Genomic DNA, 12853 nt, shown 5'->3' with positions numbered 1-12853 from the left:
ATATGTACAAAGTTAACATTCTGTTTTATATTTTACAACATTTTGTTACTTTATTACTAATCTTCTAAAAACTAATAGTTTACTAAAAAGATGTTTTTCACTATTTTTACACAAAAATAATTGCACTTTGAAACAAACATTTTTATTATTCATAATCTTTATTACCTTTTTAAGTTTTTCTCAAGAAAAATATCCAGAAGACTATTTTAGAAATCCTTTAGGTATACCAACAGTTTTGGCGGGTACTTTTGGTGAATTAAGGAGTAATCATTTTCATTCTGGTATCGATATTAAAACTCAAGGTAAAGAAGGTTTAAAAATTTATGCTGCTGCTGAAGGTTATGTTTCAAGAATAAAAGTTGCTCAATATGGTTTTGGAAAAGCGATTTATATTACGCATCCAAATGGTTTTACAACCGTTTATGCACATTTAAGTAAATATTCTGATACCATTCAGGAATATGTAAAAGCTATCCAATATAAGAAAGAAGATTACCAAACCGGAAACTTGTTTTTCAAAAAAGATAAATTCCTAGTTAAAAAAGGAGAAGTTATTGCTTTTTCTGGAGACACGGGTAGCTCTGGTGGACCACATTTACATTATGAAATAAGAAATACAAAAACGGAGCATATTTTAAATCCGTTATTTTTCGGATTAAAACCAGAAGACACTAAACCACCAATTTTTCAATCGTTAAAAGTATATCCTTTAAATAATACTTCACGGATTAATAATCAAAATAAAAATTTTATTCTTCCTTTAAAAAATATCGCTAAAGGAAAATATAGTGTTGATAGAATTTCGGCCTCTGGTAGTATTGGTTTTGGCGCAAGTGTTTTTGATCAATTAGATAAAGCTCCTAACAAAAACGGAATTTATAGTTTAGAAATGTTGGTAAATGGAAAACGTTTTTATCATCATGATGTAGAAACATTTTCGTTTGCAGAAAGCAAATTCATCAACCTACATATAGATTACCCACATTATAAAAAGTACAAAAGAAAATATCAAAAGACGTATAAAGAAACGGCTAACAAATTGTCTACTTATGAGAATTTGATAAACAACGGAAAATTAAATATTAAAAACGGACTGAGTTATACCGTAGAAATTATCGCCAAAGATTATAAAGGAAATACCAGTTCTATAAAAATTCCGGTTATAGGTAAAGAAAGTAATTCTCTTTTTACAGAACAAAAAGACACCACTGCCTTTAAAATAGTTGCAAAGAATTTTCAGAAATTTAAAAAGGAGAATGTTACTGTAGCTTTTCCGAAAAACACGTTTTATAAAGATCTCTATTTAGATTTTAAAGTTGAAAAAGGTGTTGCCAAAATTCATACCCCTATAATTCCGTTAGATAAAAGTTTCACATTAACTTTTGATGTTTCTAAATATTCTGAAGCAGAAAAACAGCAATTATATATTGCAAATGTAGAAAACTCTAAATATCCACGATTTCAATATACTAGAAAAAAAGACAGTACTTTTTATACCACAACAAAAACCTTAGGTAAATATTCTTTAGTTACAGACAACCATAAACCTAAAATAAGTTTGCTGTACTTTAAAGACAAACAATGGATCTCTAAACGAAATACTATAAAAGTAAAAATTTCTGATATTGGCTCAGGTATTAAAAACTATAGAGCAACTATTGATGGAAAATGGGTTTTAATGGAGTATAATCATAAAAAAAGAATATTAACTTATAATTTTAGTGATAAAAAATTGGTTGGTAGCAAACATATCTTTAAAATTGTAGTCTCGGACAATGTTGGAAATACAAATACACTTTCTACAACGTTCTTTAAGAAACAAGTAAACTAATTTACGTGAAAAAAGCCTTTCTACTTATATTCTTCCTTCCTATTATTGCTTTTGCTCAAAAGACGACAATCCTAAAAGGAACTGTTAAAAACAAGGATAAGCAGCCGATAGAAAAAGTTTCTATAAAATTTAATAACGTTGGTACTACAACTGATGAAAATGGTAAATACCAAATTAGAATTCCTTATAAAGAGGAAATAACACTTGTTTTCAGCCACTTATCTTACAAAACATTTTCAAAAAAATACACTGCAAATAGTAGAAATGGAGTTCGTTTGTCTGTTGTTCTTTCATCAAAAACCGAAGAGTTAACAGAAATCGTTATTAAAGAAAATAAAAATGCAGTTCAAGGTTTACAAAAGATTGATATAAATATTGTTAAAAATGTTATTGGACCTAATGCTGGTGTAGAAAATATTTTAATGACATTACCTGGAGTTAGCAATAACAACGAATTGAGTACACAATACAATGTTAGAGGTGGTAATTTTGATGAAAACTTGGTTTATGTAAACGGAATTGAAGTTTACAGGCCTTTTTTAATCAGATCCGGACAACAAGAAGGCTTGAGTTTTATCAACTCAAATATGGTGCAAAACATTAATTTTTCTGCGGGAGGATTTCAAGCAAAATATGGCGATAAATTATCATCAGTTTTAGATATTACTTACAGAAAACCAACAGAAACTGCAACTAGCGTAGATTTAAGTCTTTTAGGTGCAAGTGTCACTTTTGAAACTCCTCTTATTGATGATAAACTAACTACAATAAGTAGTTTTAGATATAGAGATAACAGTCTTTTTGTAAACAGTAAACAGGTTGAAACTAATTTTAGGCCTACTTTTATTGATTTTCAAACTTACTTATCTTATGAAGCTTCAGATAAATTGAAATTCAACTTTTTAGGAAATTTTTCTTCTAACAATTATAATTACAAACCTATTTCTAGAAGTACTCGTTTTGGAACGGTTGCTGATCCTTTAGAATTGAATGTTTATTATTCTGGAGAAGAACAAGACAATTACCTAACGATGTTTGGTGCATTTTCTATAGAATATCAAGTAAACGATAATTTATCACTTACAGGTACTGTTTCTAGATACAACACACAAGAAGAAGAACATTTTGATATTGCTGCACAATATAATTTAGGAGAAGTTGACGCTAATATTGGGTCTGAAAGTTTTGGTGAAGTAGATTTTTCTGAAGGAATTGGTTCTCAATTAAATCATGCTCGTAACGATTTAGACGCATTAATTACAAATGCTCAAATAAAGGGAAAATATAAAATAAACAGAATGCAATTCGATTTTGGTGTAAAACTTCAAAAAGAAGACATTGAAGATCGTATTAGAGAATGGGAAGTTATAGATTCTTTAGGTTTTTCTATTAGACCTCCAAATTCAATTAGTAACAACCAACCTTATCAACCTTTTGAAGGACCAATTACTCCATATCAAAATATAAGAGTTGATAATGAAGTACAAATTAATCGTGCTTCTGGTTATGTACAATTTAATCAGCGTTTAGATTGGGCAGATAATCAGGTTTCATATAACATTGGTATTAGAGCTCATAATTGGACCGTTAAAGGAAATGGAATTACTTCTAAAAGTCAAACTATTATTAGTCCAAGAGCTCAGTTTTCTATTAAACCAAGTTGGCGTAAAGACATGGTATTTAGAACTTCTTTAGGTATGTATTCTCAACCTCCTTCTTACAGAGAATTAAGAGATTCTAATGGAAATATAAATGTAGATTTAAAAGCACAAAATTCAGTTCATTTTGTAGCAGGTATGGATTATAGTTTTGATATGTGGGAAAGACCTTTTAAACTAACTACAGAATTTTACTATAAAGATTTAACCAATGTAAATTCATACACTATAGATAATGTAAGAATTAGGTATAGAGCAGATAATGATGCAACTGCGTACGCTCATGGATTAGATATTAGATTAAATGGCGAATTTGTTCCTGGAAGTGAAAGTTGGGTAAGTCTTGGTTATCTAAAAACCGAAGAAAACATCAATAACAGAGGTAATATTGCTAGACCTTCTGATCAACGTATAAAATTCGGAATACTTTTTCAAGATTATGTTCCTAATTTACCAAACTTAAAAGCATACTTAAACTTGGTGTATAATTCTGGTGTTCCTGGAGGTTCTCCTTCTTATGCAGATGTATATCAATACCAAAGTCGTTTAAGAGACTATAAACGTGCAGACTTGGGAGTTTCTTATGTTTTTACAGATGCAAACAGACAATACAAAACGGGTTGGTTATCTAATTTTAAAGAATTAAGTGCTGGTTTAGAATTGTTTAATATGTTTGATATTCAAAACTCGATTACCAATACTTGGGTAAGAGATGTGTATTCTAAAACTCAATTCGGAATTCCGAATTTTATGACTGGTAGAGTCTTAAACTTTAAAGTTTCAATGAAGTTGTAATTCTTCTTAAAATAATTTTTTTTTTTTAGAATAATCATTTTATTCATAAAATTTCTTATATACAATAAGGTTCAACCAAATTATTAAACTTGATTTAGTTCCTATTTTATGTGCAATTTCTATAGCACAGTCTTGATGGAAATGAATTTACTTATAGTGTAATATTAAAGTTAAGGATAAAAACTCCAAAAGTCAAAAGTTATTTTAAAAAAATATATTAGCTCAATAAAAGCATGAGAATACTCAAACTTTTATTGAGCTAATGTCCCGTACTAAAATAAGTTGACATAAAATCGACTTATTTATGAGTTCATCAGAAGAACCAGGAAAGAAGAATACTCAACGTGATTAGAATTTTAGGCTATAAGTTGTCTATAATTCCAGAGTTTGAAAAAGGCAATTACACGTAAAAAAAAATCCAAAAATTTTATGGTTTTCAATGCAGAAGATTGTTTTGGATTGGTGAAGAAAATATGGTACACTGGATTGGTGTCATCCAAAAAATCATCAAATGTCAGAAAGCAAAGAAATACTAGTAGAACAGATAAAAGTTTAAAGAGACAATTGTCTAACGAAAAGCTTAAAAAAGATCTTCTCAATACAATGATTGATATTTCAGTCAAGCAGTATGGAAATTTCCATCAGAAAAAAATTTTCCACCAATCAAAACTAAAGCATCAGACAACAACAAGGTATATGTCTATCACGAAGTTGTCGATTGTTTGGTATTAGTAGACAATCAATATATCTATCAAGGGCAAGAAATATTTATGAAGGAAAACAGTTGAAGCTTGTAAAATCTTTAGTTCTTTAAAATTCGCAGTAAAATACCAAAGATTGGAACTCGTAAATTGTACTATTTACTTGAAGAAAAAAATAACTTTTAAGAAATAAAAATAGAAAAAAATGACTTATTTGATTATTTAAAAAGAGAGCATTTATTAATAAAAAAAATACCGAAACAACGTATTAAAGACATTGGCTTCACAAATATCCAAATCTTTTAAAAGAGTATACACCAAAAAAGCCAGAGCAAGTATTTGTAAGTGATATTACCTATATAAAAGTAGAAAGAAAACGCATTATTTATCTTTAGTTACTGATGCATATAGCAGAAAAATAGTAGGCTACAAATTGAGTGATGATATTAGTGAAGAAAATGTAGTGAAAGCAGTAAATTTGGCGATTAAAAATAGGTTTACATACCATAGTTTAATTCATCATCCAGATAGAGAGCTGCAATATTGCTAAAATATTGATCAAACAGAATTGAAAGAAAATAATATAAAACCGTCAATGACAGATAAGCATAACTGTTGTCAAAACGCTCTGGCTGAAAGAATTAAGGTATATTGAAACACGAATTTTTAATATATAAATGTAATAACGTTAGAAACGTTAAATCAATTAATAAAGGAATCAATAGAGGTCTATAATAATAAAAGACCTTATTTGAATCTTAAAATGAAAACTCATAACTTTGTACACAACAAAAAACCAGTGAAAATAATTTCACTGGCTTAATTTTATATAGTAATAACCGTCAACCTATTTTAGGACGACTCAGGTAGTATCAAATATTATCGAATCAATTTTCTATATTTAATTCGTTTTGGCATTAAATCTCCACCTAAACGTTTTTTCTTATTTTCTTCATATTCAGAGAAACCTCCTTCAAAAAAGTAAACTTCACTATTTCCTTCAAAAGCTAAAATATGAGTACAAACTCTATCCAAAAACCATCTATCGTGACTAATTACAACTGCACAACCTGCAAAGTTTTCTAAACCTTCTTCTAAAGCTCTTAATGTATTTACATCTAAATCATTGGTAGGCTCATCTAATAAAAGTACATTCCCTTCTTCTTTTAAAGTCATTGCTAAATGCAACCTGTTACGCTCTCCACCAGAAAGTGTATTTACTTTCTTATTTTGCTCACTTCCAGAAAAATTAAAACGACTTAAATATGCACGAGAGTTTACTTGCTTTCCTCCCATCATTACTAAATCTTGTCCATCAGAAAAGTTTTCCCAAATTGTTTTTTCTGGGTTAATATCTGAATGTGCTTGATCTACATATGCAATTTTAGCAGTTTCACCTACATTAAAACTACCTGCATCAGGAGTTTCTTCTCCCATTATCATTTTAAAAATTGTTGTTTTACCAGCACCATTGGGACCAATAATTCCTACAATTCCTGCTTGTGGAAGATTAAATTCTAAATTATCATATAATAATTTATCTCCATAAGCTTTAGAAACACCAGTTGCTTCAATTACATTTGTCCCTAAACGTGGTCCATTAGGAATGTAAATTTCTAATTTCTCATCAACTTGTTTCTGGTCTTGACTCATTAATTTGTCATAGTTTTTCAAACGCGCTTTTTGCTTTGTTTGACGACCTTTTGCTCCTTGACGAACCCAATCTAATTCTCTTTCTAATGTTTTTTGACGTTTAGAAGCTGTTTTGCTTTCTTGTGCCATTCTTTGAGATTTTTGATCTAACCAAGAAGAATAGTTCCCTTTCCAAGGAATTCCTTCTCCTCTATCTAATTCAAGAATCCAACCAGCAACATTGTCTAAGAAATATCTATCATGTGTTACAGCAATAACAGTTCCTTTATATTGTGCTAAATGGTGCTCTAACCAATGTACAGATTCTGCATCTAAGTGATTGGTAGGCTCATCTAATAATAAAATTTCTGGTTCTTGTAATAATAATCTACATAAAGCAACACGTCTTTTTTCACCACCAGAAAGTACTCCAATTTTCTTGTCAGAATCTGGAGTTCTTAAAGCATCCATTGCTATTTCTAATTTGGTATCTAATTCCCAAGCGTTAGCAGCATCAATTTTATCTTGAAGCTCTGCTTGTTGCGCCATCAATTTCTCCATTTTGTCAGCGTCAGAATATACTTCTTCTAAACCAAACATGTCGTTTATTTTATTATATTCATCAAGAATTGCAACTGTTTCTGCAACTCCTTCTTTTACAATCTCTAAAACTGTTTTTTCTGGATCTAATTGTGGTTCTTGCTCTAAATACCCAACTTTATAACCAGGAGAAAAAGTTACATCTCCTTGATAATTTTTTTCTACGCCTGCTATAATTTTTAATAAAGTTGATTTTCCAGATCCATTTAAACCTAGAATACCAATTTTTGCTCCATAGAAGAAACTTAAATAAATATCTTTTAAAACTTGTTTTCCTGTTGATTGATAAGTTTTAGACAACTTATTCATCGAAAAGATTACTTTCTTATCGTCGCTCATTATACTATATTATTTTAACTATTTTATTTGAAATTTGCTACTAATAAAACTGTAGACTACTTACACTCTTCCTTTTAGGGCATTAAAAACCCATGCAATTGCAAAGAACCCAATACCAACAGCTGCAAAACCCCAGGCAGAAACTTCTCTATATTTAAAAATTCCAATTGCGATTAATCCTAATCCAACAATTATCATTATTAATGTCGCCCAAGCAAGCACTGTATTTTTATTCATTCCCATAATTCGTAATTAGTTCGTTTGATTGATTCGCAAATATCGTTATTTATTTGTTAACGTCAAATTATAGATTTGCAAAAAAGTCTTTAAAATTAGTAGTTTAGAAAGGGTTAACACTTAGTTTCTTCCTAATTTACGTAAAGCGACCCATTGTTTCATTTTTTCTCTAGAATCACATGCAGGATAACCAAGTACTGTTTTACCAGCTTCAACATCTGCAATTACACCAGAACCAGCACCAACCTTTGCGCCAGAATGTATAGTTACATGATCTTTTATAGAGGCACTTCCTCCAATAATTACTCCATCGCCTAATGTTACTGAGCCTGCTAACCCACTACTTCCTGCCATAATACAGCATCTTCCTAAAACTGAATTATGACCTATTTGTACTAAATTATCAATTTTACATCCGTCTCCTAAAATAGTAGAACTAAATTTACCACGATCAACACAAGAATTAGCGCCAATTTCTACAGCATTTCCAATAACAACATTTCCAATATGTACTATTTTTACTAAATGACTACCATCAGAACTTGGTCTATATCCAAATCCATCAGCTCCAATACTAACATTTGTGTGAAAAATACAATGACTTCCAATTTTAGTTCGTTCTCTAATTACTGTTCCAGACCAAATGATGGTTTCATTTCCAATTGTAGTATCATCAAAAACTGAAACATTAGGGTAAATTGTTACATTATCTCCTAAAATCACATTTTTACCAACATATGAATTCGCGCCAATTTTACATCCACTTCCTAATTTTACAGTTTTATCAACAACTGCTGTTGGATGGATATCTGTTTCAAAATAAGGCGATTCTGGTTCAAAAGCTTCTAATAAAATTGCCATTGCTAAATCTGGGTTTTTTACTTTTACAAATGCTTTACCTTCTTCTGGTAAAATTTTTATCCCTTGATAAACAATTGCTACACTTGCATTTGATTTTTCCCACAAACGAGTATATTTAGAATTCCCTATAAAAGTAATATTCCCTTTTACTGCATTTTCAATTTGTTCTGGTGCGTAGATTTTATCGGCACATAAACCAATTTGTTCACCGTTTACAAGTGTTGTTATTTCTTCAATAGAGAATGATTTCATAAAATGGAATATTTAGTATTTGCCTAAAATACTCTTTTATTTTAACACTATATTTTGATTGATAAATATTTACTTATTTAAAAAAAGTATTACAAAGCCGCAGCTAATCTACTACCCTGATTGATAGCTCTTTTCGCATCTAATTCACTTGCAAAATCTGCTCCTCCAATTACATGTACTTTTTTACCTGCATCTAATAATGGTTGATACAATTCTTTAAACGGAACTTGACCTGCACAAATAACAATAGTATCCACTTCTAAAATTTTAGCTTCCTCATTTTGTGTATAATGCAAACCTTTGTCATCAATTTTGGTATAAGAAACTTCGCCTATAAATTGTACTTTTTTCTTTTTTAAACTAGATCTGTGAATCCAACCTGTTGTTTTACCAAGATTTCCACCAAATTTACCCTTGCTTCTTTTAAACATAAAGACTTCTCTTGGCGATGCTTCAACCTCAGCCCTAACATTTTCAATTCCTGCTCTAGCTTGTAATGTTTTATCAATTCCCCATTCTTTTAACCAAGCATCAATATTTAGCGAAGTAGATTCTCCTTCATGGGTTAAGTATTCTGAGACATCAAAACCAATTCCTCCTGCTCCAATTACTGCGACACGTTTTCCTACTGGTTTTTTATGTTTTAAAACATCAATGTAACTCAATACTTTTTGATGCTCAATTCCTTCTATTTTTAATTCTCTTGGTTTAATTCCTGTTGCAATTATAATTTCATCAAAATCAGATTTTAATAAATCATCTGTAGAAACTCTTGTATTTAATTTTACAGTTACATTATGCAACTCAATTTGCTTGTTAAAATAACGCAAGGTTTCATAAAATTCTTCTTTACCCGGAATCTGTTTTGCAATATTAAACTGACCTCCAATTTCTTTATCGGCATCAAATAAGGTAACAAAATGACCTCTTTGAGCTGCAATTGTTGCTGCTGCTAAACCTGCAGGACCTGCGCCAATTACTGCTACTTTCTTTTTATTTTCTGTTTGATTATAATTCAATTCTGTTTCATGACAAGCTCTAGGATTAACTAAACAACTTGCTACTTTCTGTTCAAAAACATGATCTAAACACGCTTGATTACAACCAATACATGTATTTATTTCGTCTGCTTTTTCCGCTTCTGCTTTATTTACCCATTCTGAATCCGCTAAAAAAGGACGTGCCATAGAAATCATATCTGCATCTCCTTCTGAAAGTATTTTTTCAGCAGTTTCTGGCATATTTATTCTATTTGAAGTTATCAATGGAATTGACAATTCTTCTTTCATTTTTTTAGTAACCCATGAAAATGCTGCTCTTGGAACTGATGTTGCTATTGTTGGTATTCTTGCTTCATGCCAACCAATACCTGTGTTTATAATCGTAGCTCCTGCTTTCTCTATTTCTTTTCCTAATTGAACAACTTCTTCCCAAGAACTTCCGTTTTCTACCAAATCTAACATTGATAATCTGTAGATAATAATAAATTCTTTTCCAACAGCTTCACGTGTTTGTTTTACCAATTCAATAGGTAAACGCATTCTGTTTTCATAATTCCCACCATAGTTATCAGTTCTTTTATTGGTTCTTTTGGCAATAAATTGATTGATTAAATACCCTTCAGATCCCATAATTTCTACGCCATCATATCCTGCGATTTTTGATAGTTTTGCACAATTTACGAAGTCACGAATTGTTCTTTTAATTCCTGATTGTGTTAATTTAAATGGTTTAAAAGGTGTTATTGGTGATTTTATTTTTGAAGGTGCAACATTAAGAGGATGATATCCATAACGTCCTGAATGTAAAATTTGCATACATATTTTACCTCCTTCTTTATGAACTGCTTCCGTTATTTTTTGATGATGTTTTGCGTGTTTATTTGTAGACATTCTTGCAGAAAAAGGAGCTGTCCAACCTTGAATATTTGGTGAAATTCCTCCTGTTACAATTAATCCTACTCCACCTTTTGCTCTTTCTGCGTAATAGGTTGCAATTCGATCTATTCCATCTTTTTCTTCTTCTAAACCAGTATGCATAGAGCCCATTAAAATTCTATTTTTTAAGGTTGTAAAGCCTAAATCTAATGGTTCAAAAATATGTTTGTATTTCATAGTGTCTTAAATTATTTATTATGCACGCATAACAAAATGCAAGATATGGTTATTTTTTGAATAGAAAAAGCCTCAAAAAAATGATTTTTTGAGGCTTTAAATTTCTTTTTTTATAAAAACTTACATCGGAACTTCTATGAATAAGAGTTGTGATGCTGTTGTTGTTTTTATTTCAAAACTATCAGTATCATAGATACCTAAAGCATCTCTAAAGTTTAGTTTTATGGTATCAATTTCAAAATCCCCAAAAATATTCATAACATAAACCCCATGATATTTAGATTTTAATGAATAAATAAAGGAACTATTTTCATCTAAATCAATTCTAGAAATCTGTGCGTCTTGGTGAATTTTTAAACTATTCTCATCATCAGAAATAAAAGAACTTACTAATACTTGTAGTTTATTTTTTCGATCTATTTCACCAAATTCTTTTTGATCATATCTTGGTGTTACTCCATTTTTTTCTGGCATAATCCAAATTTGAAATAAACTTAAATCTTCATTTGAAGAACCATTAATTTCTGAATGTTGAACACCAGTTCCTGCAGACATTACTTGAACTTCTCCTGGTAAAACAGGTATCCAATCATTTGCCATATTGTCTTTATGTTTTAAAACGCCCGATAATGGAATTGTTATAATTTCCATATTGTTGTGCGGGTGTGTTCCAAAACCCATACTTGGCGCAATTAAATCATCATTTAAAACTCTTAAAGCTCCAAATTGTGTTCTGTTAGGATCATAAAAATTAGCAAAACTAAATGAATGATTTGCTTGCAACCAACCGTGATTTGCGTGTCCTCTTGTTGCTGCTGTATGAATTATTTTTTTCATTCTCTATCTAATTTTATCTAAAAGATTACTTAAAGTAGTTGCTTCTTCTTCTGTAATGTTTTCTAAAAACGAAAGGTTTTTATTATCATCTATTGTTGATAATATATCTAAACCAGTCTTTGTGATTTTGACATAAACCACCCTTCTATCATGCTCACAACGTTCTCTTTCAATTAAATTCTTATCACATAACTTATCCATTAAACGTGTTGCATTGGGCGCTCTTTCTATCATTCTATCTTTTACAATTTGCACCTTTATTTTATCTTTTGCTCCACGTAATATTCTTAAAATATTGTATTGTTGTGGCGAAATTCCATAAGGTTTAAAAAACTCGTTTTCTTTACTATTTAACCAATTAGCAGTGTATTTTATATTAATTAATGCCTTTAATTTATTGCTAACAAATTTTGAGTTGATGTCTTTAGAAATGTCTCCCATTTTATTATTTATTTACAGCATTTTCGAATTTGTTAACTTGCTCTTTTAACGCATTCAATAATTCTTCATTTATAATTTTACCTTCTTTAAAATTGTCATAAAAACTTGGGAATGAAAAACTGATTAACTCCTTTGCTCCCATTCTAGAAAATCTTTCTGTACCAGCTTCTAAAACTGATTGTCCTCCTCTTGCTCCTGGTGAAGTTGCCATTAATAATAAAGGTTTATCTCTAAAAACAGTTGCTTCTACTCTAGAACCCCAATCAAAAATATTTTTGAAAGCAGCAGCATAAGAACCATTGTGTTCTGCCAACGAAAGGATAAATCCATCGTAATTATCTAACAAAGAAGAAAATTTCTTAGCGTCTTCTGGAAATCCATTTTTCTCTTCATCTTCACTATAAATTGGTAACGTAAAATCTCGTAAATCGATAACATCAAAAGAGGTGTTTTCTAGATTTTCTGCAGCAAATGTTGCCAATTGTTTATTGATTGATGTTGAACTTGTACTACCTGCAAATGCTAATATTTTTTTCATATTTTCAAATTTTGTGT

General features: G+C 30.2%; 9 protein-coding genes and 1 pseudogene. 3 read left to right on the top strand and 7 right to left on the bottom strand.

Annotated elements, in window-relative coordinates:
• Positions 1-127: 127 nt before the first annotated feature.
• From BTO07_RS00900 to BTO07_RS17675, 3 genes and pseudogenes are all read left to right on the top strand, one after another.
• A complete protein-coding gene (locus BTO07_RS00900; protein WP_087519428.1) occupies positions 128-1831 on the top strand; it encodes a M23 family metallopeptidase in 1704 nt (567 codons plus the stop codon).
• A gap of 5 nt (positions 1832-1836) precedes the next feature.
• Positions 1837-4284 carry a TonB-dependent receptor gene (locus BTO07_RS00895; RefSeq protein WP_087519427.1) on the top strand — a complete coding sequence of 816 codons (2448 nt, stop codon included), beginning with the start codon at positions 1837-1839 and terminating at the stop codon, positions 4282-4284.
• A 1074-nt stretch (positions 4285-5358) separates the two neighbouring features.
• Positions 5359-5535 (top strand): annotated as a pseudogene (locus BTO07_RS17675) (DDE-type integrase/transposase/recombinase); the annotation flags it as partial.
• 329 nt (positions 5536-5864) lie between these two features.
• On the opposite strand, the gene ettA reads toward BTO07_RS17675, so the two are convergent.
• The 7 genes from ettA to BTO07_RS00850 all read right to left on the bottom strand — a co-directional run bounded on the left by ettA (position 5865) and on the right by BTO07_RS00850 (position 12836).
• A complete protein-coding gene (gene ettA / locus BTO07_RS00880) occupies positions 5865-7556 on the bottom strand; it encodes an energy-dependent translational throttle protein EttA (protein ID WP_087519424.1) in 1692 nt (563 codons plus the stop codon).
• A 60-nt stretch (positions 7557-7616) separates the two neighbouring features.
• The gene (locus BTO07_RS00875; RefSeq protein WP_087519423.1) at positions 7617-7799 is read right to left on the bottom strand and encodes a CAL67264 family membrane protein; all 183 of its coding nucleotides are present in this window, start codon (positions 7797-7799) and stop codon (positions 7617-7619) included.
• 114 nt (positions 7800-7913) lie between these two features.
• Positions 7914-8906, bottom strand: coding sequence for a UDP-3-O-(3-hydroxymyristoyl)glucosamine N-acyltransferase (gene lpxD / locus BTO07_RS00870; protein ID WP_087519422.1), 993 nt, complete (start codon positions 8904-8906; stop codon positions 7914-7916).
• A gap of 89 nt (positions 8907-8995) precedes the next feature.
• Positions 8996-11020 carry an NADPH-dependent 2,4-dienoyl-CoA reductase gene (locus BTO07_RS00865; protein ID WP_087519421.1) on the bottom strand — a complete coding sequence of 675 codons (2025 nt, stop codon included), beginning with the start codon at positions 11018-11020 and terminating at the stop codon, positions 8996-8998.
• Between the two features lie 120 nt (positions 11021-11140).
• Entirely contained in the window at positions 11141-11857 is a 717-nt protein-coding gene (locus tag BTO07_RS00860; protein ID WP_087519420.1) for a pirin family protein, read from the bottom strand.
• A gap of 3 nt (positions 11858-11860) precedes the next feature.
• Entirely contained in the window at positions 11861-12298 is a 438-nt protein-coding gene (locus BTO07_RS00855) for a MarR family winged helix-turn-helix transcriptional regulator (protein WP_087519419.1), read from the bottom strand.
• Positions 12299-12302: 4 nt separating this feature from the next.
• Entirely contained in the window at positions 12303-12836 is a 534-nt protein-coding gene (locus BTO07_RS00850; protein ID WP_087519418.1) for an NADPH-dependent FMN reductase, read from the bottom strand.
• Positions 12837-12853: the final 17 nt, after the last annotated feature.

This window comes from Polaribacter sp. SA4-12 (genome assembly GCF_002163675.1).
Classification (GTDB): Bacteria; Bacteroidota; Bacteroidia; order Flavobacteriales; family Flavobacteriaceae; genus Polaribacter.
This window is presented reverse-complemented; position numbering and strand designations above follow the sequence as displayed.